The organism is Paenibacillus sp. WG02 (genome assembly GCF_055396115.1).
The window spans coordinates 97,263-122,281 of sequence record NZ_AP036016.1 but is presented as its reverse complement, the minus strand read 5'-3'; the positions used below and the strand labels follow the sequence as shown (position 1 = coordinate 122,281).

Here is a 25,019-nt window from a genome sequence, read left to right as displayed (position 1 = left end):
TATGAAGAGTTCCTAATATTCATAAAAACAAAGAAGGTCCTTCTCTCCGTGAGGTTTTGTTACCCTCACTCATCGGTAGTATGATCCCCTAACACCGGCTTGTTGTACCTAGCTTGGCTAGTCGAACACCCTAGAGATGACGCCCATGCTGGGCGTACAAAAAAAGAAACCCTAGAAATTCTAAGGTTTCTTTCTTATTGACTAGAATTAACGAAGCAATTGCAGTACGCCTTGAGGCTGTTGGTTTGCTTGAGCCAACATAGCTTGAGCAGCTTGAGAAAGGATGTTATTCTTTGTGAAGTTCATCATTTCTTTCGCCATGTCTACGTCGCGGATACGGGACTCAGCACCTGTCAGATTCTCGGAAGCTGTTTGCAGGTTGTTGATTGTATGTTCCAGACGGTTTTGTACAGCACCCATTTTGGAACGTTGGGAAGATACATTACTAATAGCACTATCCAAAGATGTTAATGCATTGGAAGCTGAAGATGCTGTAGATACATCTACACCAGAGATACCAAGTGCAGCTGAACGCATGTCCCCGATACCGAATGTAAGGCTTTGGCCTTTGTTCGCACCGATTTGGAAGGTCATTCCGCCGTTACCTGCAGCTTCTGTCTGAGCAGAGGACAAGCCAAGGTCAGAGATCATCGTTTGACCTACTCTGTCTTTCAGTTCAACTGGGCCGCTCTGGCTAGCTATGCTGAATCTGCCGTCATCTGTTGCTTTTAATGTTACTTTTTCTAGGAAACCATCTTGACCTGTAGTCTTGCCCGTAGCCGTATTATAGGCAGTAATGGCAGCATTAACTGCAGTTTCAAGAGCAGTTGCGGTCGCTTTCATTGTATCCCCGTTATTTACTGCAGGGATTGTCACTTTCAGCAGTGTACCATTGACGTAGAGGTCAGAAGCGCCACCCGCGATGTTTTTACCGTTATAGTTGTTAGTTCCAGCAGTAGACACACCAGCAGCACCAGCAGTCATTGCGAATAACACACCAGCGGCACCCGCTTTAACATTTGAATCGGTACCAGTGCTTCCACTTTGAATGACTAGGTTTGTGCCATCGCTGTAGCCACTAATGTGGGCTACGTTTTTGCCGGAGGCATCAATAGCCTGATTGATCTTATCAACTACTAATGCAGCAGCTTTATTCATTGAGTTTGCATCAGTGGCTGCATTCTTCAAAGTAGCCTGTTCATCCGTATTAAGATCTTGCCAATTAACATTGATATCATTACCATCAATGTTAATTGTTTCTTGTTTAAAATCTCCAGCGACTGCGTTAGTCAGCGCACCGCTGATTTGACCACCCGTAAGTTTACCAACTGTCGAACCGGTAGTTGTGTTTTGACCAATGCTCGCCCCACCAGCAGACTTCAAAGCGCCATTCAACAATTTTTGTGTATTGAACTCAGTTGTGTTACCAATACGGTCAACCTCTGACTTTAACTGCGTAACCTCATCTTGAAGGTTTTTACGGTCTTCAGCTGTGTTCGTTCCGTTAGCGGATTGGTCAGCCAGTTCGCGCATACGTTGGAGAATCGAGTGAGTCTCGTTCAACGCACCCTCTGCAGTTTGAATCAGGGAGATACCATCTTGAGCGTTCTTAGCGGACATATCCAAACCGCGGATTTGTGCTCTCATTTTCTCGGAGATCGCAAGGCCTGCAGCATCGTCGCCTGCGCGGTTGATGCGAAGACCGGAAGACAATTTCTCAAGGGACTTGCTGGACTCAGCTGAATTCGCTGTCAATTGGCGGTGCGTGTTCGCTGCTGCGAGGTTATGATTAATTCTCATTTGTTTTCTTCCTCCTGAAGGTTCGTTTCATCCACGTCCATGTGGATGTTAGTTAGGCTATCTAGTAGGTCGGCCGCCCTACTTTTTCGCCATTGATATATATATCGTCGAAGCTATTCCAAAAGTTTATAGCAAAAACAAAAAAAATGTCGACCTGTGGCCGACACCCTAGTTTACTTGGTTTTGTTGATTAGTTTGCTAAGATTCATTGGGCTAATTTTATGAGTTGTTGCCTCTTTATTGGATTCCTGGATGTGTTGGTAGATTTCTTTGCGATAAACTTCGACATGCTTGGGAGCTTTAATACCGACACGAACAGTGTCTCCCTCGGTACCGAGAATGACGATCTCGATTTGATCGCCGATCATAATCGATTCTCCTTTTTTCCTTGCCAATACCAGCATGCGCGTCACCCCTTCCCTTGGGTTGCTTCATTAAGTTCACTCATGACGACTTCATGCTTTACTTTGTACTCAGAGTCATGCAGGATAATTTGCTTAGCTAATTGGGCTTTCACATTCCAAATAATTGGCGCTAACAGATTCAAGGTAATCTTAGTAAAATCCTCATCCACAGTAACAACACACCAGACCTGTACATCATCTAGTTGTTCGATTTTCAATTCCTCCTGCAAGGCTTCAGGCAGAATGAAATCATATTCTTTAAAAAAGATAAATGGGTCAGTCACTAAAAAGGAAAGATCCCCCTCTTGTATTGACTGAAAATATGAAAAAGGAGCACTTTCTTTAGGCTGTACTAAAATAAATTTAGTAAGTTCTTCAAACCCTGGGATACCTTGTGCAAATATAATGATTTCAGCTTCTTCTACTTTTAGTTCACCGAAAAACAAAGTATTTATTTTCATGAAACGTTTCTCTCCTTCAACATTGATCTCTTCAAGCTAAAAAAGCGATATAATCATTTTATAGCTTGATTATAACGCTTTATGTTTTGAAATCAATTTGCGGTGGGGTAATCTCAACTTTAGGATATTGCCTCATATAAATATCAAGCTTTCCCCGATTGTATTCAATCTCGGGCGGATTTACACGCGCATTAACATTCACTTTACCGTCCGTTACGCTAATTTCAGCTTTATGAGGTGTATAGGTAATATCAACATTATCAATAGAGGCTTCCCCGTAATAATTAAATTCCGGATGACTAATACTTAAATCCTTAGCAATTTCAGCAATAGGATTACCACCTAAATGTATAGCTGCCATGCGGTTACCATTTTCGACAATACGAGCTATTCCTTGCATGGCAATATCATGCGATTGCGAATAAATACGACTCATCGCTTGAAGAATGGGGCCTTGACCTAGTGCATCCCAAGCTCGGCTCTGGTCAATCTCGAGTTCACCGCGAGGCTGGCGAATTTCCAACTTCGGCTGCTCCACTTGCATTTCGTAAGTAGGGCGCGGCTGCCTGATATTCTGTGTGCCCAGGTCAGCATCTATCCCAATTAGAGCCGGTTGCTGGCTTATTTGTATTTGGGGGATACTTGGCATTACAACCGCCTCCTAAGTATTATATTACTTTAAAAAATCAACTAGTGTAGGAACGATAACTTTAGAGCCGGCTGATAGCGACGCTTGATATACGTTCTCTTCCATTTTAAGATTTGTAATGACCAAAGACATATCCGCATCTTCTGTTTTGGATTGCAAGCTTTGCAAGTTGATCCCAATGTCCTTCAATCGGTCCTCAGCAAGTTGAATCCGATTCGTCTTAGCGCCGACGTCTGCTCTTGCTCCAAGAACACCACTCATGCGTTGATCCATAAGTTCAATAGAATTTTGGATACCTGTCTTATTTCCAGACGCAAGTGAAGCGGACAAATCTTTCAATATCTGAAAAGCATTATTCTGATCGCCAGATTTACCGAAAACCTGTTCAGCTGTCTTGTTCATCGCGATTTGTACACCAGCACCAATTTCGAACTTGATTTCCCCGTTGTCCGTCACAGCGTTAGCCGCTTTGTCGGGGTCAGGAAATGGAGCTTTATCTGTTATTTGGCCGTTAAAGACAAATTTACCATTAAATTGACTATTTCCAATGTTCGTCATCTGTCCATATAACTGATCAATCTCTGTTTTCATAGCATCCAACGATTCGGTCGAGTTCGTTCCATTCGCTGCTTGAACAGCAAGCTCACGCGCTCTCTGCATAACACTACCGGTTTGATCCAGCATCGTATCCGTGTAATCAAGGAAAGAAACCGTAGCATCCACGTTGCGTTGGTACTGATCATTCGTTTCAAGTTCACTGCGATAACGCATGGAGAAACTGATTCCTACCGGATCATCCGAAGGCTTATTAATTCGACGTCCTGTCGAAAGTTGATCTTGCAATTTATCCATACGAGACAAATTACCATTCAAATTGCGAAGCAATTGTGTGTTAAGCATGCCTTGCGTTACGCGTAGTGCCATTGCAATTTCACCCCGTATCTAAAATGTCTAGTAAACTATCTGCCTACTGTTCCCATTGAATTAATTACTTTATCGAGCATTTCATCGAATGTGGTCAAAGCACGTGCAGCAGCATTGTACGCATGCTGAAATTTAATCATGTCAGCCATCTCTTCATCGAGGGAGACACCGCTGACGGATTGACGTCTAGAATCAACCTGGTCCACGAGAATTTTCTGATTCGAAACTTGCCGCTGTGCTTCTTGCGTTTGAACCCCGATCTCCGAGACAACAGCACGAAGGAACTCGTCAAACGTACCGCCGTTGAGAATAATCTTCGTAACCCCAGAACCATCGAAATTGTACTTCGTATTTTTGATGCCTGCAAGCGCAAGCGCATTTTCGTTGTTCCCTTTAACAACTCTTTCTACGCCATTAGCATCTGTATATGTTCTAGAGGAAGCAGCAATGTGCTCCACACTATCCGTAATATTTGTACTTACTTTCATCGTTTCTGCAGCTGTGCTGAAGTCTGCAACCGGAGCGAAGAAATCGCCACCCTTGGTCGGTGGATCCTGCAAGGTATAACCTTTTTTGTGCATATCGTTTACGTTTGTTACAATCGTTGAAACCATAGAGTTCAATTGGTTTCTGTACTCATCCACATAACGAGCATTAGAGTACATAAGACCATATAATTCACCACTATTCAAATCAGCGGGATAAGCTGATGCTGCTGTAGCATCGGTGAAATCTGTTGGAGTATCACCAACAACCAAATCTTGATTCCCCATTTTCACATGGTAGCCGCTAGATTCTTCTTGTACAGACACGTTGACGATCTTGGACAGCTCGTCAACAAGCAAGTCACGTTGATCACGAAGGTCATTCGCATTATTACCCAATCCTTCAACACGGAAAATCTCATTGTTCAGTCCTGCGATTTGTTTCAGTGTCGTATTCACTTGCGTTACTTTAACAGTGATATTGTCGTTCAAATCGGATGAAAGATCCTTAAGTTGCTTAGCCGCATGATTAAAGGCATCCGTTACAGCTAAAGCACTTTCCTTCACAACCGCCCGAGTCTCAAGATTGTCCGGCTGCTTACTAAGCTCTTGCCAAGAATTCCAGAAGTTGTCCAATACTTGACGAAGTCCTGTATTCGAAGGCTCATTAATGATGGCCTCCAACTTTTCCAAGGTATCTTGTTTAACGGTCCATTCCCCTAAGCTCTTATTCTCGTTCGCATACTGCTTGTCGAGAAACGCTTCACGGATTCGTTTTACTTCTGTGAACTCGACACCTTGTCCCATTTGACCAGGAATGGTTGAACGGTTTAAACTTAATGCCTCAATAGGTTCAGCGGCAACCATTTTGACAACCTGACGTGAAAAGCCCGGCGTATTGGCATTCGCGACGTTATGTCCAGCCGTTGTTAGTGCAGCTTGCTGTGTAAGGATCCCCCGCTTGGATATTTCAATACCGCCAAAAGTCGATCTCATGGTTTACCTCTCCTATGCCCTACTTGGGTATTCTGAATTTAGCAGTTATCCTCTTCTATCAAACATCCCTAATCGATTGCCACTTTTGGCCTGATTGGGATTCCTATAGACCATATCATCCTCTGGCGCGCCTATGACCAAATCCAGTGAATAATTGACAAAAGCCAAGGACTGTTCAATTAACTGCTGATTAATGACATTGCTTTCTTTTAGTTCCTCTATGGTTACAAGCAGCTTTTGTTGAGCTTCCATTAGCGCTTGCTTCTCTTCTGCCTTAAAAATAACCTTAATCAAATCACTAACCGTTATCTTAGGATTGGGATTATAACCTCTAGATATCAAGTAAGAGCCGATGATTTGAATCCGTTGTTGATTCGCTTCTGCAATCGCCCTAACCCATTTATTCTCCCGATTAACAATCATATTGAGTTGATCGATATCATTGCTAACAAGAACCTCCGTCTTCCCTTTTGCAAGTTCAAGTAGAGCTTCATGCGCTTCCTGAAGTTTATCCATCGTTTCCAACAAGGGCTGTATCGACATGATCGTCACCTGCTTCTATCTGTTGTATACGCTATTTGCTTATTTCAAATAAGGGAGAATTTTCTCAGCTAATTTACCCGCATCCACACGATAAGTCCCAGCAGCGACGGACGACTTTAATTCCTCAATACGAAGCGTTTGTTCTTCCGTGCGAGTACTTCCCGAAGCCCCTAGAAGTTCCTTTGCCTCAGCAGAAATTTCGACTTGATCCTTAGGCTTACCTTTCTTGCCGGCAGCATGAGCGAAAGTGGCATCTCCCGTTTTCTTATACGGATTAATAGCGCCGATTCGTTGATTATCATTAATTTTCATACCGTAACACTCCTATGTTCTTTGACCTAAAAAAATAAAATGCCGATAATCTTTAGAACTATTATCGGCATCTCCTATATGAAACTTTATATCTCTGCAGTCCTATTTCTAAATTAATGCCGATCCCGCAAGCGTTCTTGAATTTTGAAGCTTACTTTACTATCTTTCTCAGCTTGTTCTTGCTTCCGTCTATCATCCTCGGCATTGTTCCTCACATCTTTAACAAGTTTCATTCGACATGCTTCACAAATCGTATTCTCACGAATTAAAGTTCCGCACACTTCACAAGGATAGGACATATTCGGCGCATGCACAATGGAAATTCGGCCATCACGGATAAATTTAGTGATCTGTTTAACCGCTACCCCTGTTGCCTCACTTAAATCATTTATGGTGATACCTTTGTTTTCACGCAGGTATTTCAAGCATTTATCATACTGCTGCTCCAAATCCTTTACACAATTCGGACAAACCTCAGCAAAGCCCTTTACGAATATTTTCCCACAACGTGGACAATTAGCTACATTCATGCCCATTGTATAGCCCCTCCTATTATTCCCAATTACCCAATTATTAATTCCAGTTTACAGCAATTCGACAGCGTTTGCACAATAATATTTTTGACAGATGTGGTGATATATCCTGTTATCGCGCCCATGTTAGTCCGAATACTTCAGCAGATAAATACTCTCCAAGAACCTTGGCACATTGATTCATGGTGCTTCCTGTCGTATAAACATCATCCACAATATAAATAACGTATGAGGCATTCAGGGATTTTCCCAAATAAGCATGAATCGAATCATTTACCTCAAAGACATGCTCCAAATCGTCCAGCCGTTCACTCCTCTTCTTAAAACTTTGTTTATCTGTATGCTTGGAACGCTTAAGGAGGGGTATTACAGGAATCCCTATTCTTTGACCTAGTTCAATTGCCATCTGCTCTGCTTGATTAAACCCGCGTTCCAGCATTCTGCGCTCGCTTACAGGCACGAAAGTGATAAGCTCCTTCACAGAACCGGATTCTGAGGGAAAAGTGTCTCTAACCTTATGTAATAAGTGATACGAATGAACAAGCATTTGTCCGAGGACCGTTTTCAAACGCTCATCTCCACGATACTTATATCGCGCCAATAATTCCTTCATCGTTTCATCATATCTGACAGCGCTACGGCTTCTTACAAAATAGAAATGCGGCCTCCGTTGACAATCTGAGCACAACTCCCCTCGTCCACAAGTTGGACAAAGCGCTTCTCGAATCCAAGGAATTCGTGTGTAACATGAATGGCAAAGTCCTAATTCATCAACTCGGAGAGTGCTATTCTGCTTGCAGAGCGAACATTCTTTTCTTAGCGGACTAAGAAGCGAAGCCACCGAACCTATCACTTTTTTAATCAAAATTCTCATATCCAATTGCTGATAGCTCATTCATTTCCCCCTTAATAAATAACCTTGTTTACGCGCGATACGATTCATCTGCTTAATTTGTCGAATGGCCTCCTTTTGAGATTGCGTGATTTCTTTTGCTGCAAAATAGACCTTCCCTGCCGGATCGTCCTGCGATCTACCTGCACGCCCAGCCATCTGAACAAGCGCTGCTTCATCGAATAGCTGCGAGTCGGCATCCATAATGAACACGTCTGACTTGGGAACCGTGACTCCTCGCTCCAAAATCGTTGTTGTGACCAGCACTCGGATCTCTCTGTTTCGAAAAAGTTGGACATTTTCTGTTCGAGCAAGATCCTTTGATGAAGTTCCTTCGATGCATATAATGGCTTCACTTTTATCATGGCTTAATTTAACCCTTAGTAGATTAACCATCGACTCAACCAATTGAATGTTGGGGACAAAAACAAACACCTGCGCACCTCGTTCCACCGAGGCCACCAACTTAGTAAATAATGACCTCGGCAATGTTTCTGACTGAATCACTTTCCTAAGAGGTGGGACCGAAACCAACTGAGGTACTGGCAATGGGTGCCTATGAAAACGTACCGGAACCCGGACATGTGGTAATCGCCCCCGCTTTGCAGCTTGCCTAACTGCTCTCGGAGGTGTGGCCGAAAGCAAAATATTCGTTCCGCTTGGCTTACAGACTTTAGCTGCCGCATAAGTAAGCATGGGATTGTTATGGTAGGGGAATGCATCAATTTCATCGATAATGACAAGGTCAAAGGCCTCATGAAAACGGAGCAGTTGATGCGTTGTCGCGATCGTGATCTGCCCCTGCTCCCAGCGCTGTTCGCTTCCACCATACAGCGTCACCACGCTGTAAACGGCAAAAGCGCGACCTATTCGTGGTTGCAGCTCCAACACCACATCTTTACGAGGTGTCGCGATAAGTACGCGCCTTCCTCTCGCAACAGTGTGATGGATAAATGGAAAGATCATCTCCGTCTTTCCCGCGCCGGTAACTGCCCAGATTAGAAACCTTCGAGGCGTCCGATCGTTCCTTTCTGCTCGTGATTTTACTCTTGCTCGCGCCCACGGTCCGACCTCTGCCATCTCCCCGCTTATATAGCGCAGTCCCTCCAGAGAAGCCCTCGCTTGTGCATCGCTCAGCCCCCACGGCTCCAAATAGGTACGAAAATGCTCATATGGAGCACTTTCCTCATGGTCACTCTGTCCCCGACGAGACTCCACCACGCCCTTCCCAACTGTTACTATCTCCTCCGACCGCCCAAGAATAAGCAAAGAACAAAACCGCGACCTCCCCATGGTCAAGCATTCTTCACAATAAGGGCATGCTTGTCCGCAATGTAGGCAGTCCGACCAAAACATGCGCTCCTCACCACTGCCGCAACGATTGCAGCGATAGGCTATCATTTTCCTAAATCCTTTGCGCCAATCTCTGCGCTCCATAATCTCCAGTCCATTCCCCACTTCTAAGTCATCGTTGAGATGACCCAGTTGCAAGTAAGATATCCAAGCATCCTCAGAGTGGAGATCTATCCCAGCAGCCTCCAACAGCTGTTGAAATTCCTCAATAAGCAGCGACCTCCCGCTGCAAGCTTCAACAATCTTGGCGTATACCGTGGCATTCAACGGTATTCTTGGAAACATTCCTTGTCTCCACATTTCATAGCGAATCATTTTCATATCCAAATCTTTACCGTTTGGTATCTCACATTCTTTTGCTATAAGACGAAAACGTTGCAGCATTCTCCCGTCATCCATCCCGAACTCGAATAAACGCTCCCTCCGAAGCCTCTCAAGCATCCGCACACCCTGCCCTAACGAAATAAAAGGTTCGAACAGTACGAGGCCGGCGTCGGCTGCGTATTGCTCGAACCAATATTGGATGTCCGTTTGCGAGTGAATCGTTAATCGCCACTCCCATTCTTTCCCCAAACTTACTGCGTAAAGTTGAACCTTCATTCCTCACCGTACTCTCTTTGTAATCTAAGTACTTGAAACCGTTGCCTTCAACCGACATGGATCTTCACAAGATCCTCCCTGCTGCTTAGATGAACGACCGTCACTGGTTCATTATCGTGTTGACGTAAATAATGGTCAACCGCATCATAATCCGTCTGATAGCGCAGCTCTAATGCATGGCTAAGGGATAAGCGCTCAATGATTTTCCTCGTATCGTCGGACGATCCTTCATCGAAAACCGTTGCCTTTACTTCATTGCCCTTAAATCGCGAGAAAAAAAACAGAGAGCGAATATACCATTCAATTTGGTTTTGATTATTTTTGGTGACGAGCAGCACATTAGCTGTTTTCCTGCTTCTCCCTCTGCGGGTTCCGAGCAATAAATGGAGCACAGCAATGCTGATTCCGTAGCAACCTAAGATCCAAAGCAATCCAATCCACATAGCGGTCCCTCCCTTACCTGCAGTGTATGCTGCAAAGTTAAGGGGGGTTCCTCTCGTAAAATGGAGATTACAACGTTACCCAACCATTTTTGATTGCTATAATAACCGCTTGTGTACGATCATCAACTTCCATTTTTTGGAGGATGCTGCTGACGTGGTTTTTCACCGTTTTTTCACTGATATAGAGGAACTCTCCGATAAGCTTATTGCTCTTACCTTCCGCCATAAGACGAAGAACTTCTGCTTCACGCTTGGTTAGCGGACTATTTGCATTATGTATGTATTTAAGACCAGAATCTTTGACACCTTGACCGGAACCAACTACACCCACATCATCCAAATAGGTCATACGTCTAAGTTGATTAATCAGCTTGCCAGTAACCTTCGGGTGAATATAAGCATGACCTGCCACTACGGAACGAATCGCATTAATAAGCGACTCCGCTTCCATATCCTTCAGCAAATAACCTGAAGCCCCTTTGCGAAGAGTTTCGAACACGTAGCTCTCATCATCATGAATGGATAAAATGATTACTTTGATGTCTGGAAAAATAAGCTTAAGCCGTTCAGTCGCTACAACGCCATTCTCGAGAGGCATATTAATATCCATGAGAACAATATCCGGCGTAATTTGATTACATAGCTCGATAACCTGGATACCATCACCGCACTCACCGATGACTTCCATATCATCTTCCATATTAATAATTCGTTTAACACCTTCGCGAAACAGCTGATGATCGTCCGCAATGACAATATGCACATTGCGTTTATGACTCGCCGTGTTGTCCATTCTGATTTTCCTCCTTGTTCTCTCCAACGCCGCCGATAGGGATTAGCATCGTAATTTTTGTACCTGAATCTTTTTCGGACTCTAGAACCATCGTGCCTTCCAGCAGCTCGACACGCTCACGCATGCCCAGCAAGCCAAAATTATTCCCCTTGGCTATTCTTTGTTCTGTCTGCGGCACGTCGAAACCGATCCCGTTATCTACAACGTAGATTTGCACTTGATCCGGCTCCAGTGTGAGCTCAACAGATAGGAAAGTAGCTTTTGCATGCTTATTTACATTAGATAAAGCTTCCTGCACAAGTCGGAAAATAGCAATTTCAAGCCCAGACGGAATGCGAGTCTCCTTGCCTACGAGATTAAACTGTGTGCGAATTCTATACTTATCTTCGAAATCCTGTACATATTTACGCAGTGTCGGAACGATTCCTAAGTCATCGAGCGCCATCGGACGGAGGTTGAAGATGATCTTGCGAACTTCTTCAAGCCCCCCTCTGACTTGACCCTTCAAATCTACTAATTCTTCCTTCACCGCGGGAATATCCTCTTTTACAAGCATACGCTGGGCAATTTCGGTTCGAAGCACAACATTCGCCAAGGTTTGAGCCATACCATCGTGAATTTCACGCGCAATTCGCTTCCGCTCTTCCTCTTGGGCCAAAATGATCTTCAAACCGAGTAGTTGCCTGTTCTTGGCGGATTCGAGTATACGAGTCACCTGATTAAGGTCGCCTGATAAATATTCCAGTACCACATTCATTTGCGATACGATTGTTTCTGCTCGCTCCACCTGCTTGTCCACATTTTTCGTGCGAACTTGCAGATCATTGCGCCGAGTCTTTAGATTATTTTCTTTTTCCCTAGCAATTGTCAGCTGTAATTGAAAAGCAATCGCGGCTTCATAAGCAATCTTGATATCTTCCTCACGGTACTTGTTGAAATCACGACTGACCTCCGTAAGTCGAATACGAGACCGCTTGTAATCCTTCTCCAAATTGTCAACCAGCTCGATGGTAACACTCGTTTCATACTTTATCTCTTCGAGCTCGCGAGTAAGTGACTCTTTTTCCAAACGAGAAGCTTCAGCGATTTCAAACATTTGATACTTGCTGCTCTCCATGACGTTAATTGCGTTTTTAATGACACGATCTATAGCGTCTGGCTGCAAATGAAACGAGCTCCTTTATAAAACAATATTAGAAATTAGTCTACCCCATATTGTATCATAGTTCTACCCGTTTGCCGTGTACTTCTAGCACTATTTATTCGATCGTTATCCCATAATTTTTGGGTTCCCAGCCTACCTTAAAGCCTAATTTCTCTGAAATGAGCCGCAAAGGCACCATCGTCACATTATTCATGATTTTAGGAGACACTTCAGCCGTCACACGATCCCCGTTTACAAGCAGATCAGCATTATCAATCCATAGGTCAATAAGCTTATCGCCTCTTACGACGGTTACCTTCCGCTCTTTGTCATCCCACTTCACATTGCCGCCTAATGCTTCTGTTACGAAACGAATCGGAACCAACGTATTATCATTCACAATCGTCGGTTCTTGCTCCAATGTATAGGATTTATCATTCAATGTCGCTTGCTTCTTATACACATTCAGTTTTATCGTATTTTTCGGCAAAGCGGCTAGCTGTCCTTTGTAAATAAAAGAAATATCATCAATATTAATTTTCCCTTTGAGTGCTCTTTCATCCTGCCCATTCGCGGGATTAGCGACATATACACTCTTGATCTTGATCGGGAATTTGAGGTCGGACACATCAGCCGTTACCTTGCGCCAGCCTGTCCAGTTCATATTTTCAGTGAAACTCACGTAATTCAGCTTACCATCCGCATCAATAATTTCTGCACGCACCCAGTTAAAGCTTCCGTCACCAAGCACTTTGGCTGTGATAAAATCCGGTTCTCCTTCAATCGGAGCACCATTCATCCCATTGAATCTAGCATAAGCTGCTTTAGTACCAGTTCCTTTTGTAAAATCATACGAAATTTCCAGACTTTTATTACCGCTAATTGGCACAATATTAACTGCGGAGACAACCTCTGCCGGGTACTTATCACCTGTTGTCATAACCGCAAATTTATCAAGATCATACCAAACCTTTTCCTGGCCAATAGGCAGTGTAACCATTGTGCTATAACCATCATATCTCGCAATAACTTGAGCAGCTTGAGAGCCCGAAGCGCTATCCACATGAAGAATACCGTCTTTCAGAGTCCCTTTAATCCCACTTAGCTCCCAAGTCGCTGATGCCGGAGGCAATTCACGTGTTGCGCCACTTCTAGTCGTTACAGATATGGGCAGCTTGAAATCCCCGCCTTCTGTAAGTGAAAAGGATCCTGAGTTAAATTTCATGGAAGTTATCTGATCTCTTCCGACAACCTCAACGTCCATGGATGCTGAACCTTTGCCTGACTTGGCAATGATTTGCGTTTTACCAGGTAGTGTCGGTGTAAACACATTATCTTTGAACGCTCCGTTCGTCGTGGAACTACTCCACTGTGGAACAATACCATCTACGGAAATCGGATTATAATAATCATCGTAAGCTTTAAATTGATAAGTGCTGGATTCATTCATGAATAAAATATTTTGACCTTTTAAAATAAGTCCCTTCAAATCGCCCTTAGGTGCTGTCGAATACACACCCACACCATTTACAACCGAACGCTGATTGCCATTCTCTGTTTTATTAACTAGCTTCGGATCAAAATCTCCGAGTGGTCTTGAAACCATCTGAGTCGATCCCCCGCCATCCAGAACCATCCCTCTCCAAACGCCAGCACTAATCATAAACTGTTGAAGCTCTGGAAGCGTCATTCCTGCACTGCCTGCACTACGATCAGAAGTAATGATATAAGCCGTCTTCATGTCTTTGGAGTAGCCTATAGCCGTTCGGGAACGTGGGCTGTAGCCACTGAAATCTCCAATATTACGTGTAAAATAACTCGGCTTCGCCTCATCCACTAGCAGTGTGCTGCCGCCAATGAGCATTTTGAAATTCTTCCAATCATACGTCTTAGACGCATCATGCGGGACCATATCATATTTGGTAGTGATCTTATCTCCGACTTTGAAGTGATTTACGATGAACTCCCTAGCTAGGCCTGAGCCTCTGAGGATATAGCCATCTGCAGGAGCTACCATTTTAATATTCGTATCTACGGCAATTTCCTTGACCACATCATTCTGTATGAGTGCTTCCGTTGGAACATGGGTTCCATCTACCGCACGCTGCGTTAAAGCCCAAGCATTCGTATAGAGGAAAAGTCCATCTGCGATCATTGCAACATCGTTATCGTCCCAATAATACGTTTTGTTCACACCGCCAAGATCAAAAGAAGTCCCGTCCTTCGCCGTCACCCTGCCTTGAAAATCAAAAATATCAATAATCGGTTGATTACTCTTCGTAATTGCAAAAGAATAAAGTCCAGATATTTTCGCCGGGGTCGCCATTACTTGACCATTCGTAATTTGCGCGCCTTCCGGAACACCTTCCGCTTGTGTATTGAAGAAATCCCCATTCACACCTGCCACGGCACCGGTATCTTTCACCATCCCCAGAACACTCTGGTTTTTCGTGAACTGATTCTTCGTTCCAGCCATTGCGTCTATCTTCACGTTCGGATTCGTCAAATCGACCTCTACCACATTGGCGTTCACCGAAACGTCCTTATTGCTTCTCGTTGTTGTCCAAATGTAATTCTTCATAACTGCACCAGATGTAATCGTCTCCTGCGAACTAAGTGTCAACGTCGGCCCTGCCGCGTTTACCGTAGTCCCCGCCACCAATTGCCACACCAATGCGCAAGCCAGCGCACCCATTCCTACTTGCTTCTGTACCGTCATGTTGCTTTTCCACTCTCCTCTTTCAGTCTAAGACTAGTATCTATCTTTTTGAACGTACTTATATAGACTCATAAACTAGTAAAAAAGTTACGATAGATTGAGAGTTGTATTTATACGTCAAAAATATGACCAAGCACCAGAAAAATAAAAGAGAGCACGACCCTAATCGGATCTGCTCTCTGCTTGAGATGCTTGATATTATAATTAAAGGATTCGTTTTATTTTAGCTTCGTGTTCAATGGAACGTGCGGATAAGAGTTCGATAATCCTATGCTGCTGCTCTTGAATGACTTCAATTCTCTTCACTGTTTCATTGGTCTCCAGAACAGCTTGTTTAATTTGAGCTTGTTCTAATTCCAATCTGTCCAATCGATTGTCGATTCCATCTAGTCTCTCTATTACAGGTGATAATTCAGCCTTAAGTAACGCGGTTAGTGCTTCTTTCAAGTCATTATCCAACATCATCACTCCCGATCCATTTACTTAATTCTGTTTTACGATTATACCATAAAAATTGACTCTCATGCATCTTCCGGCTACATATATATTATACCATAAAATAGAAAATAAAACAAACATATGTTCTCTTTTTATTGTGATTTCCAGTTATCAAAAATGCAAAAAAGTCGCCCAATAAGGACGACTTTCATTATTTTAAACCAATGCTTGTGCTTTCAAAGACTCAGCTTTATCTGTGCGCTCCCAAGGAACATCCAGATCATTACGGCCAAAGTGGCCATAAGCAGCTGTTTGACGGTAGATTGGACGACGCAGGTCAAGCTCTTTGATGATTCCCGCAGGACGAAGGTCGAAGTTAGAGTGAATCAGCTCAACAAGCTTCTCTTCACTAACTTTACCTGTACCAAAAGTATCCACAGCAATGGACACTGGACGAGCTACACCAATTGCGTAAGCTAATTGAACTTCACATTTTTCAGCAAGTCCAGCAGCTACGATGTTTTTCGCAACATAACGTGCTGCGTATGCACCGGAACGGTCAACTTTCGTTGGATCCTTACCAGAGAATGCGCCGCCGCCGTGACGAGCATAACCACCGTAAGTATCAACGATGATTTTACGACCAGTCAAACCAGCATCCCCTTGAGGTCCGCCAATAACGAAACGGCCAGTCGGGTTAATGAAATAGTTTGTGTTCGCATCCAGCAAGTGAGCTGGAACGATTGGGTTAATGACATGTTCTTTAATATCTTTTTGGATTTGCTCCAACGTAACTTCTTCACCATGCTGTGTGGATACAACAATTGCATCAACACGAACTGGTTTATCATCTACATACTCAACCGTTACTTGTGTTTTACCGTCAGGACGCAGGTATGGAAGAGTTCCATTTTTACGAACTTCGGTCAAACGACGAGCCAATTGGTGAGAAATCGAGATTGGAAGAGGCATAAGCTCAGGCGTCTCGTTAACCGCGAATCCGAACATCAGACCTTGGTCACCAGCACCGATTGCTTCAATTTCCTCATCAGACATCGAACCTTCTCTTGCTTCAAGAGCTCTGTTAACACCTTGTGCAATGTCAGGGGATTGTTCATTCAAAGAAACGAGAACCGCACATGTTTGGGAGTCAAAACCATACTTCGCACGCGTGTAACCAATTTCCTTAATTGTTTGTCTAGCGATTGCTTGAATATCAACATATTCAGAGCTTGAAGTAATCTCACCGATTACCAAAACCAAACCAGTTGCTACAGATACCTCACATGCTACACGAGCATTCGGATCATTGGCAAGAAATGCATCCAATACCGAGTCAGAAATTTGGTCACAAATTTTATCCGGATGACCTTCTGTTACGGATTCGGATGTAAATAAACGACGTCCACGTACTTGCGCCATATCATTCATCCTCCTAATATCATTTAGTATGTTTGAAAAGCTTCTACACGATGCCTCTATATGAAAAAAAGTGGGCCCGGCTTTAGCGGCAGCTTTTCACGCCAAACGGAATCCCTCTTTTGCGCTCAAGCGCTGACAAGATCCTTGAATTCCGCAATGGTAAAAATAAGAATCAAACAGTAATCCATAAATAAAGACAACAAAAAAATGAACCTTTCCCGATTGGAAAAGGTTAAATTAAATATTGACCTTCAATTAGTTATCTTACGTCATTTGTAGTCTAGTGTCAATGCAGAAAACCGTGAAGAAATTATGAATAATTCAACAAAATACATAAATATCTATAAAGAAAATAGCGCTTCTTCTGCCTTCTGAATCAATCTTTTAGTAATCGTTCCTCCTACAGCTCCCGCATCTCTCGAAGAAATATGTCCCCAGTAGTCTTCCTTCATAGAAGAGGAGGGAATCGCTCCCAATTCCGTAGCAAACTCTGTATCCGCATTAAGCGACATTTGCTTACCAACAGGCAATCCTAATTCAGCAGCAATCTCATACTTTAGAATATCCAAAGCCTTTTTCGATTCTGGAACCACTTTATTATTGTTTCTAGCCATAACAAACGCCTCCTTAGAGTTTTTGTTGTGATTACGACACTCCATAAGCAATTGCCGATGATGTGAGTACATCACTAGTATGGCTAGATTCCTGAAGTCGAACCGCATAAGAACTTGTCAGTTTGGGTAAAATTATGGAGAAGACTTTTATTGAAATACATGCAGTATTTAGCATAGCATTACACAAAAATTTTATTGAGCCGCCTTACTTCCGTCGGCATTCAACAATAAATAGCTTCCTCGTACCATGACAAAGATGTCTGCCGTATTCTTCGGCGACGGCTTAATACCGCGGCCTTCGGCCGGGAAGATCAAAAGATGATTCAGCGCGACTTCTGTTCCCGCTGGCAGATCTTTGCCTCCCGTTACATCCGGGATGCCATTTTCATCGTTGCTCACAGCGAGTACCTTGCCTGTTCGCACGATAAACTCAGCGCCAGCACCGGCGTAAAGCGTTTGTCCATTTTGCAATTGGACAACCTTCATTGTCGCTGGCGTGGAAGTGCCCGCGCCTCCGTTGCTCCCGCTAGGCTGGCCTCCGCCAGCATTGGCCGCGATCGCTGAGGCGACAAGCTCCTTCACCTTTGCTTCGCTTAAGGTGTTCTGGTCAAAGTAGCTCTTTGTGATCACCGGGTCGGTGGACGAGCCTGGGGATGGGGCTTCGGCTAGGACAGGATTAAACTGTGAAAGTACTAATAACAAAAGTATTGAACAAACAATTAAAGTTACTTTATTCATTTTTCACCTTCCAATAACAAAGAAAGACCCTCGCAAGGGCCTTTCTTGTTTTTAAAAATTAGCGCATAAGAGCTGTAACTGTTTTTCCACCAGAAATAGCTTTGATAGTGAAGTTAGTTACACCAGTACCGATTGTAATTGTTCCATTATTGTTAACAGTTACCGTACCACCAACTACATCAGTTACTACATACTGTAAACCTAAGAATTCACGGTATTTAATAAGTTCGTAAGTTGTGTACTCGACTCCATAATTGTCTACAACTTTAAGACCAGAAATTAAGTCCGCAGCTTGACGAGTTGTGTTAGCAGCCCAAACTGTACTTGTTGTTGCATCAGCAGTAATTGTGCTAGCTACAACTTGATCAGCCTTAACATTAACATCAAGAGTTGTATCAGAAGTTGAACCACCATTTGTTTTGTAAACTACAGTAATGGATGATTTACCAGCTTTGTTACCAATAACTGTAGCTTCGTTTCCATTTTGTACAACTTTTGCAGCATCTTGGTTGGATGAACTTGCACTTACAATTAGACCACCAGGAAGTTTAACAGCATCTCCTGATTTATCTTTTGCACTAACTGCAAGAGCTCTACCAATGCTGCTGTTGAATGCCCAATCTACTGATCCATCACCATCTACATCAGTCGCTGGAGTTGATCCATTAGTGACCAATAATTTATCAAAAGATGGAGTCAATGAACTATCAAGTGCAGCATATAAATCTTTAATTGCATTTACGCTGTAAGTAAGGTCAGCGTTTGGAACAACTGTCAAAGAACTATCGATAGTTTTCAAAACATTTGGCGAGGAAAGTAATGCATGGTTGGAATCTCTAAGTTGAATTAATTGTGCTTTAATTTTAGTAGTACCTGGTGTATTTCCAGCTGTTAGTACAAGACCTTTACTGTTAAAACCAGTTCCAAAATTAGCTGCAGTTACATCAAATGTTTGATCGCCAGCTTGATTATAAGTGTTAGTACCATCAGTATAGGTAGCATATGTGCTATCCGTTACTGTCACAGTTACTTTATAATCAGCTTGGTAAGCTGCAATTGTGCTACCCAATTTCTCACCGTATTGATCTTTTACAAACCATTTAACAGTTGTAGCTGCAGTTGCAATACCTTTTTGTGCTGGTTTGTCACCATCTAATACAATTGTTTCAGGTTTACGAGTAGATTGAACTGTAAAGCTTTGTTGTGCATTGTTTTGAACGTTTGCAGAATAGATACCAACGTTTACAAATACAACACTGTTAGCTGTTGCAGTTACACCATTAAGTTGTAATTGACCTTTGTGTTCACCGGATTGAACAATGGCAGCATTACCGTTTTTATAAGTATCGGATCCACCATTGATTGTGCCACCATCTGCAGGAATTGTTGCTCCAGATACAGAAATAGCAAATCTGTTACTGTTTGCGTTGGAAGCAATGTCAGAAGCAGACAATTTATTACCAGCAGCATCGTATGCTACGATAGGAAGATATTTAACTCCGTCACCTTCAGCCAAAACGCCAGTAAAGCTTCCGAATTCAACCTTATTCGCCACTTTTGTGGATTCAACTTTCACTGTAGCTGTCGCACTGCTAGCGCCAACGTATACAGTTGCTGTGTAATCACCAGTTTTTTCTGTGTTTTTATCCAAAGTAATTCTAACTTTGTCATAAGCGCCACCTGCAGATTGCTTCTTAACCGAAAGAGCATCAAAGCTGTATGGTGTAATGATAGCATCATAGTTAGTGCGAACTGCATCAACTGCACCTTCATCAACTACATCACCATATTGGTCAAATCTCGACAAAGCGAACTCTGCATAATCACCTGCTTCTGTTAAAGCAGTCTTAACATTTGGATATTTAGCAGCCCCAAGTTCGATTTTAGATACGATTGGCTCAGTTCCAATTTTATATGTTTTTTGAACAGATACAGATGTATTAGTCAAGAAGACGTTAATTGGAAGAACATCAAGCTCGGATTGGTACTCAGTATTAGTAGGTGCAGTTCCTGTAGCACCAGGTGCCATGTTTTTCCACTGAGTATTCAGTTTAATTTCAAGCAATCCTGTATCTTCGTTTCTTGTAACACTTTTAGATTCACCAAGAACGTATGCTGTGTAGCTACCACCATTGATACTAGCAACTTCGCCGTATTGGTTTTCAGCTTTGATTCTTATAGTTACGCTTTTGGATTTAGCGATTTTGTCGCTAGCATTTACGAAGCTAAGTTTAGTAACTTTTTCTGTTTCACCAGTAAATGTAGCAGTTGTTTTGTCAACACCAGCTGCATCAAGACCAGAAAGAGTTGCTGTGTAAGAACCATCGCTAATTTTCACATCTGTCAATGTAAGCACAACTGATTTCTTGTCATCAGCGAATTTAGCTGTTGTAGCAACAGCAACATTACCTTTTGTCAAAGCTACTTTTGCTTTGTCAGTATCAACCGGTTTATTGAAAGTTACAGTAACAGTTTTAACACCTGTTGCTTTAGCTTCAGTTACGGATACTTTACCTGGGGATACGTATTGAGCTTTCGCTTCATATGCACCAGTCAAAAGCAAGTCGCGAGTAGCGTTTGCTTGGCCGCCAAATTTACCGTCAGCGCCAGCTGGAAGAAGTTTCAACTCAAGAGCAAGTGCTACATAGCCTTGTGCCCAATCTGTTACAGTTGTATCAGTACCAGTTTTTGCTTTTGCAGCAGCATCTTTACCTAGAACGCGAACCAAGAAAGTAGCAAGTTGTTCTTTTGTTACTTTACCAGCTGGGTTGTAAGTACCTTCGCCATAACCATCAGTGATTCCATTAGCTTTAAGAGCTTCGATGTAAGGAAGCGCGTAACCGTTAGCTGCATCATCGGATTTAACGTCAGTGAAGCTGGAAGTTTTCAAATCTTTGTTAACTTCGATTCCAGTGATCAAAGCTGCAACTTTTGCGAATTGAGCACGGTTCATTTCGTCTTTAAGACCAAATGTAGTTTCGCTCACTCCATCAAAAATACCTGCGCTAATCAATGCGTCAAATTTTGCTTTTGTAGCTGCATCAAGATCTTTAAGATCTGTGAAATCAGCAGATGTTTTACCGAATGCTACGGAAGAAAACATGGATAATGCCATTGCTGTAGAAAGAATTACGGATAAACTTTTTTTCATAACCTTTTTTTCTCCTCCTTGAATATCTTTGGTTTTATTTTTTAGGTTGAATCTAACAATATTTGAGCTCGATTTACTCATTGTTTGGTTCACCCCCTTTCCAGAGTTAGAGCATAATATAACTAAGTTCGCTTGTGACACAATATTGCCACGCGGAAACTAGTAAACTAGTTAGAAAATATAGACAGTCACGCCAATGTATATTATACAGTGGTCGAATTGCCTCGTAAAGAATTATTTTTAAAAATACGTTTTGGAAATAGGAAATCATTTGTTTTTGTTTTCAAAGTATTAAACGCGTGTCTCGCAAAAAAGTTGCGCTTTTAAAAAAGAAATTTCAAAAATATTGTATAATGCAAAAAAAGAGGACCCTTGCGGGCCCTCTTTATCTTCAGTATTTCTTTAATTAGTTAACAAATGTCGTAACTGTTTTGCCGTTCGAAATAGCTTTAATGTTGAATTCTGTTACGCCTGCGCTGATTGTAATTGTGTGATCAGCATTTACTGTCACCGTTCCGCCTTTAACATCAGTCACTACATATTGGATACCAAGAAGATCTGCATATCTGTTTAATTCAGTATCTGTGTACTCCACACCATAGTTATCAACAATTTTAAGGTTTGGCAACAATTTATATGCATCTATCGTTGTCGTTCCTACAGTCGGTGTTGTAATGTCGTTATTACCATCTGCTGTTATAGTTGCTGCAACTACTTGATCTGTTTTCACATTAACATCGATTGTTTCATCTTTTGCAGATCCATCAGCTAATGTGTAAACAACTGTAATTGTTGCTTTACCTGCTTTGTTACCTATAACAACGACATCTCCACCATCTTGTGCTATCTGTGCGACGTTTTGATCGGAAGAAGCTGCACTTACTACACGACCTGTTGGAATCGCTACTTCATCTCCTGATGTATTCTTCGCTATAATCTCAACTTTTCTTCCAAGACTTCCGTTGAATACCCACTCACTAGCTGGTGTCATGAGTTTCTCAGAAGCTGCAACCACGCCGCTATCAAGAGTTGCATATAAGTCGCTTACTGGTTTCAAGCTGTAAGTTAAATCAGTATTATTTGCTACTACTTCCATGGAGCTGTCAATCGTTTTGAGTGTGCTTTCATTCGTAGCACCTGGGTTTTGGATTAGCTTCGCTTCAACTTTTGCTGTTCCTGCAGTTAGAGCCGTGAATTTCAGATCCTTGCTGTTGAAATCCTCTAAATGTGTAGCTGTGAAGTCATAAGTCTTATCAGCTGCTTGTGTCAGGTTTGTTGAGCCTAGTCCTGTGAAGTCAGCGTACGTTGAACCCGTTACCGTTACTAATACTTTGTAATCTCCATCGTAATCAGCAATCGTTTTATCTAATTTCTCACCATATTGGTCTTTTACAAACCATTTAACTGTTGTTGTTGCACCAGCAAGCGCTTTTTGTGCCGGTTTGTCACCATCAAGTACGATGGTTTCAGGTTTACGAGCTTCTTGAATTGTAAAGCTTTGTTGCGCGTTGTTCTGAACGTTAGCAGAGTAGATGCCTAAATTCATGAATACAACACTGTTAGCAGAAGCATCGATGGAATCCAGTTTGATTTGACCTTTGTGCTCGCCCGATTGGACAATCGCGTCATTTCCGTTATTTCCTGTTGCCGCTGTTGCACCAGATATCGAAAGGGAGAATCTTTTCGCTGCAGCTTGATCAGCGATATCTTGTGCGCTTAATTTGTTCCCATTCGCATCATAAGCAATGATAGGAATGTATTTGTTGGTGTCACCGTGTGCTAACACACCTGCGAATGAATCAAACTCTACTTTATTAGCTACTTTGGATGATTCGGCTTTCACTGTTGCGGTCGCACTTGCAGAACCTACATAAATCGTAACGGTGTAGTCTCCTGCTTTTTCAACTGCTTTATCTAAGCTGATTTTTACTGTATTGTAGTCGCCTGTTACCATTTTAAGCGCCTCAAAACTATACGGCGTAATTATTGAATTATAATCAGTACGGTTTGTCGGAATTGCTGTTTCAGGAATCACATCGCCGTACTGATCATAACGAGTGATTCCGATCTCTGCCACATCGCCAGTGCTTGAAAGTGATGTTTTACCAGTTGGATACTTTACTGTACCTAACTCTACCTTAGTTACATAAGGTTCTGTACCAACTTTAAAAGTCTTTTGAACAGATACTGAGGAGTTTGTTAGAAATACATTGACAGGAATAACATCAATTTCAGACTGATTCGCACTTGTATTCAGTGTAAGTTCTAGTAAACCTGTGTCTTCATTTCTAGTCAATGGTTGGGTAGCTCCAGATACATATGCTGTATAACTACCACCATTAATGGATGCATTTTCACCATATTGGTTTTCTGCTTTTACTTTTACAATGACTTTAGCTGATTTAGCAATGTGATCACTTGCATTTACAAAGCTAAGTTTTGAAACTTTTTCATTTTCAGCTGTAAATGTTGCTGTTGTTTTATCAACGCCAGCTGCATCTAAACCGGAAAGCGTTGCTGTGTAGCTGCCTTCGCTTACTTTTACATCAGTTAACGTTAGTACAGCAGATTTCTTATCATCAGCAAATTTTACCGTTGTTGCGATATCAGCAGTACCCTTTGTTAGAGCTAATGTTGCTTTTGCTGTATCTATTGGTTTGTTAAAGTTTACTGTAACTTGTTGTACACCCGTTGCTTTCGCATCTGTGACAGAAACTTTACCAGCTGGTACGTATTGTTGTTTTGCTTCATATGCACCACTCACAAGCAAATCGCGAGTTGCATTAGCCATGCCGCCGAATGTACCGTCAGTACCGTTGGAAAGAAGTTTCAATTCAAGTGCCAAAGCAACATAACCTTGTGCCCAACCAGAAACCGTTGTGTCTGTACCTGTTTTGCCTTTTGCTGCTGCATCTTGGCCAAGAACACGAACCAAGAAAGTAGCCAGTTGTTCTTTTGTTACTTTACCGGCCGGGTTGTACTGACCTTCTGCATAGCCATCAGTAACGCCTGCAGTTTTCAGAGCCTCGATGTAAGGAAGTGCATAACCATTGGCCGCGTCGGTTACACTAACATCAGAGAAAGTGGAAGTTTGCAAGTCTTTGTTGATATCAAGGCCCATGATCAATGCTGCTACTTTGGCGAATTGTGCGCGGTTCATTTCGTCTTTTAAACCGAATGTAGTATCTGATACTCCGTCAAAGATACCGGCAGAGATCATCGCATCAAATTTTGCCTGTGTTGCTGCATCGAGATCTTTCAAATCTGTGAAGTCAGCGGATGTTTTAGCGAATGCTAGGGATGAGAACATGGAAAGAGCCATTGCAGATGTAAGAACTACGGATAGTGTTTTTTTCATAAGGATTGTTTCCTCCTAATATTTTTAAAGTTTTTGTTAAAAACTAGTTTTCAGAAACAACTTTTTAAGAATCACTCTCTTTCTAATGTATGATTACCTCCCAGACAAGTTTAAGATTACTACTTATTTGTAAAGTAAATATGTATAGAAGCTGAATTTCCGCTAAAAGTTAGCTTAAAATAAACTGAAAATCTCTAATTGATCTCTATAAATCCTCTTATCATCCATTACTTCAAATAGAACTAGA

21 protein-coding genes are annotated in these 25,019 nt (G+C 42.4%); all 21 read right to left on the bottom strand.

The features are described 5' to 3' along the window. Positions 1 to 207: 207 nt before the first annotated feature. Complete coding sequence (locus tag ACBP55_RS00560) at positions 208 to 1,800, bottom strand: flagellin N-terminal helical domain-containing protein (protein ID WP_464648996.1); 1,593 nt, start codon at positions 1,798 to 1,800, stop codon at positions 208 to 210. Positions 1,801 to 1,973: 173 nt separating this feature from the next. Beyond that, a complete protein-coding gene (csrA, locus tag ACBP55_RS00555; protein WP_464648994.1) occupies positions 1,974 to 2,204 on the bottom strand; it encodes a carbon storage regulator CsrA in 231 nt (76 codons plus the stop codon). A 5-nt stretch (positions 2,205 to 2,209) separates the two neighbouring features. Then, complete coding sequence (gene fliW, locus ACBP55_RS00550; protein ID WP_464648993.1) at positions 2,210 to 2,665, bottom strand: flagellar assembly protein FliW; 456 nt, start codon at positions 2,663 to 2,665, stop codon at positions 2,210 to 2,212. Positions 2,666 to 2,744: 79 nt separating this feature from the next. Next, entirely contained in the window at positions 2,745 to 3,314 is a 570-nt protein-coding gene (locus ACBP55_RS00545) for a DUF6470 family protein (RefSeq protein WP_464648992.1), read from the bottom strand. A gap of 24 nt (positions 3,315 to 3,338) precedes the next feature. Continuing rightward, positions 3,339 to 4,238, bottom strand: a complete 900-nt coding sequence (gene flgL / locus ACBP55_RS00540; RefSeq protein WP_464648990.1) for a flagellar hook-associated protein FlgL — start codon at positions 4,236 to 4,238, stop codon at positions 3,339 to 3,341. A gap of 35 nt (positions 4,239 to 4,273) precedes the next feature. Further along, positions 4,274 to 5,719, bottom strand: a complete 1,446-nt coding sequence (gene flgK, locus ACBP55_RS00535; RefSeq protein ID WP_464648989.1) for a flagellar hook-associated protein FlgK — start codon at positions 5,717 to 5,719, stop codon at positions 4,274 to 4,276. A gap of 45 nt (positions 5,720 to 5,764) precedes the next feature. After that, positions 5,765 to 6,262, bottom strand: coding sequence for a flagellar protein FlgN (locus ACBP55_RS00530; RefSeq protein ID WP_464648987.1), 498 nt, complete (start codon positions 6,260 to 6,262; stop codon positions 5,765 to 5,767). Positions 6,263 to 6,301: 39 nt separating this feature from the next. Further along, on the bottom strand, positions 6,302 to 6,574 hold the full coding sequence (gene flgM, locus ACBP55_RS00525; protein WP_464648985.1) for a flagellar biosynthesis anti-sigma factor FlgM: 273 nt from the start codon (positions 6,572 to 6,574) through the stop codon (positions 6,302 to 6,304). Positions 6,575 to 6,687: 113 nt separating this feature from the next. Then, entirely contained in the window at positions 6,688 to 7,110 is a 423-nt protein-coding gene (locus tag ACBP55_RS00520) for a TIGR03826 family flagellar region protein (RefSeq protein WP_464648983.1), read from the bottom strand. A 109-nt stretch (positions 7,111 to 7,219) separates the two neighbouring features. Next, positions 7,220 to 7,720, bottom strand: coding sequence for a ComF family protein (locus tag ACBP55_RS00515; protein WP_464648981.1), 501 nt, complete (start codon positions 7,718 to 7,720; stop codon positions 7,220 to 7,222). 282 nt (positions 7,721 to 8,002) lie between these two features. Beyond that, entirely contained in the window at positions 8,003 to 9,952 is a 1,950-nt protein-coding gene (locus tag ACBP55_RS00510) for an ATP-dependent helicase ComFA (protein ID WP_464648980.1), read from the bottom strand. Between the two features lie 47 nt (positions 9,953 to 9,999). Continuing rightward, positions 10,000 to 10,395 (bottom strand): hypothetical protein, encoded by a 396-nt coding sequence (locus ACBP55_RS00505; RefSeq protein WP_464648978.1) that lies wholly within the window; start codon positions 10,393 to 10,395, stop codon positions 10,000 to 10,002. A 67-nt stretch (positions 10,396 to 10,462) separates the two neighbouring features. Then, positions 10,463 to 11,188, bottom strand: coding sequence for a response regulator (locus ACBP55_RS00500; RefSeq protein ID WP_029194926.1), 726 nt, complete (start codon positions 11,186 to 11,188; stop codon positions 10,463 to 10,465). Next, the gene (locus ACBP55_RS00495) at positions 11,166 to 12,353 is read right to left on the bottom strand and encodes a sensor histidine kinase (RefSeq protein ID WP_268617269.1); all 1,188 of its coding nucleotides are present in this window, start codon (positions 12,351 to 12,353) and stop codon (positions 11,166 to 11,168) included. The genes ACBP55_RS00500 and ACBP55_RS00495 overlap by 23 nt, the downstream gene beginning before the upstream one ends. A 94-nt stretch (positions 12,354 to 12,447) precedes the next feature. After that, positions 12,448 to 15,051 carry a stalk domain-containing protein gene (locus tag ACBP55_RS00490; RefSeq protein WP_464648977.1) on the bottom strand — a complete coding sequence of 868 codons (2,604 nt, stop codon included), beginning with the start codon at positions 15,049 to 15,051 and terminating at the stop codon, positions 12,448 to 12,450. A 204-nt stretch (positions 15,052 to 15,255) separates the two neighbouring features. Then, positions 15,256 to 15,516, bottom strand: a complete 261-nt coding sequence (locus ACBP55_RS00485; protein WP_464648975.1) for a hypothetical protein — start codon at positions 15,514 to 15,516, stop codon at positions 15,256 to 15,258. Positions 15,517 to 15,705: 189 nt separating this feature from the next. After that, the gene (metK, locus tag ACBP55_RS00480; RefSeq protein WP_173189756.1) at positions 15,706 to 16,911 is read right to left on the bottom strand and encodes a methionine adenosyltransferase; all 1,206 of its coding nucleotides are present in this window, start codon (positions 16,909 to 16,911) and stop codon (positions 15,706 to 15,708) included. A 341-nt stretch (positions 16,912 to 17,252) separates the two neighbouring features. Further along, positions 17,253 to 17,525 (bottom strand): small, acid-soluble spore protein, alpha/beta type, encoded by a 273-nt coding sequence (locus ACBP55_RS00475; RefSeq protein ID WP_464648973.1) that lies wholly within the window; start codon positions 17,523 to 17,525, stop codon positions 17,253 to 17,255. Positions 17,526 to 17,717: 192 nt separating this feature from the next. After that, entirely contained in the window at positions 17,718 to 18,263 is a 546-nt protein-coding gene (locus tag ACBP55_RS00470; RefSeq protein WP_464648971.1) for a hypothetical protein, read from the bottom strand. Positions 18,264 to 18,321: 58 nt separating this feature from the next. Next, positions 18,322 to 21,495, bottom strand: coding sequence for an S-layer homology domain-containing protein (locus tag ACBP55_RS00465; RefSeq protein WP_464648969.1), 3,174 nt, complete (start codon positions 21,493 to 21,495; stop codon positions 18,322 to 18,324). A 325-nt stretch (positions 21,496 to 21,820) separates the two neighbouring features. Beyond that, positions 21,821 to 24,772, bottom strand: a complete 2,952-nt coding sequence (locus tag ACBP55_RS00460) for an S-layer homology domain-containing protein (RefSeq protein ID WP_464648967.1) — start codon at positions 24,770 to 24,772, stop codon at positions 21,821 to 21,823. Positions 24,773 to 25,019 lie beyond the last annotated feature (247 nt).

Bases quoted from the DNA above. Each gene is read 5' to 3' on its own strand.
- ACBP55_RS00560 (WP_464648996.1), bottom strand. From the start codon at position 1,800: ATGAGAATTAATCATAACCTCGCAGCAGCGAACACGCACCGCCAATTG.
- csrA (WP_464648994.1), bottom strand. From the start codon at position 2,204: ATGCTGGTATTGGCAAGGAAAAAAGGAGAATCGATTATGATCGGCGAT.
- fliW (WP_464648993.1), bottom strand. From the start codon at position 2,665: ATGAAAATAAATACTTTGTTTTTCGGTGAACTAAAAGTAGAAGAAGCT.
- ACBP55_RS00545 (WP_464648992.1), bottom strand. From the start codon at position 3,314: ATGCCAAGTATCCCCCAAATACAAATAAGCCAGCAACCGGCTCTAATT.
- flgL (WP_464648990.1), bottom strand. From the start codon at position 4,238: ATGGCACTACGCGTAACGCAAGGCATGCTTAACACACAATTGCTTCGC.
- flgK (WP_464648989.1), bottom strand. From the start codon at position 5,719: ATGAGATCGACTTTTGGCGGTATTGAAATATCCAAGCGGGGGATCCTT.
- ACBP55_RS00530 (WP_464648987.1), bottom strand. From the start codon at position 6,262: ATGTCGATACAGCCCTTGTTGGAAACGATGGATAAACTTCAGGAAGCG.
- flgM (WP_464648985.1), bottom strand. From the start codon at position 6,574: ATGAAAATTAATGATAATCAACGAATCGGCGCTATTAATCCGTATAAG.
- ACBP55_RS00520 (WP_464648983.1), bottom strand. From the start codon at position 7,110: ATGGGCATGAATGTAGCTAATTGTCCACGTTGTGGGAAAATATTCGTA.
- ACBP55_RS00515 (WP_464648981.1), bottom strand. From the start codon at position 7,720: ATGAAGGAATTATTGGCGCGATATAAGTATCGTGGAGATGAGCGTTTG.
- ACBP55_RS00510 (WP_464648980.1), bottom strand. From the start codon at position 9,952: ATGAAGGTTCAACTTTACGCAGTAAGTTTGGGGAAAGAATGGGAGTGG.
- ACBP55_RS00505 (WP_464648978.1), bottom strand. From the start codon at position 10,395: ATGTGGATTGGATTGCTTTGGATCTTAGGTTGCTACGGAATCAGCATT.
- ACBP55_RS00500 (WP_029194926.1), bottom strand. From the start codon at position 11,188: ATGGACAACACGGCGAGTCATAAACGCAATGTGCATATTGTCATTGCG.
- ACBP55_RS00490 (WP_464648977.1), bottom strand. From the start codon at position 15,051: ATGACGGTACAGAAGCAAGTAGGAATGGGTGCGCTGGCTTGCGCATTG.
- ACBP55_RS00485 (WP_464648975.1), bottom strand. From the start codon at position 15,516: ATGATGTTGGATAATGACTTGAAAGAAGCACTAACCGCGTTACTTAAG.
- metK (WP_173189756.1), bottom strand. From the start codon at position 16,911: ATGGCGCAAGTACGTGGACGTCGTTTATTTACATCCGAATCCGTAACA.
- ACBP55_RS00475 (WP_464648973.1), bottom strand. From the start codon at position 17,525: ATGGCTAGAAACAATAATAAAGTGGTTCCAGAATCGAAAAAGGCTTTG.
- ACBP55_RS00470 (WP_464648971.1), bottom strand. From the start codon at position 18,263: ATGAATAAAGTAACTTTAATTGTTTGTTCAATACTTTTGTTATTAGTA.
- ACBP55_RS00465 (WP_464648969.1), bottom strand. From the start codon at position 21,495: ATGAGTAAATCGAGCTCAAATATTGTTAGATTCAACCTAAAAAATAAA.
- ACBP55_RS00460 (WP_464648967.1), bottom strand. From the start codon at position 24,772: ATGAAAAAAACACTATCCGTAGTTCTTACATCTGCAATGGCTCTTTCC.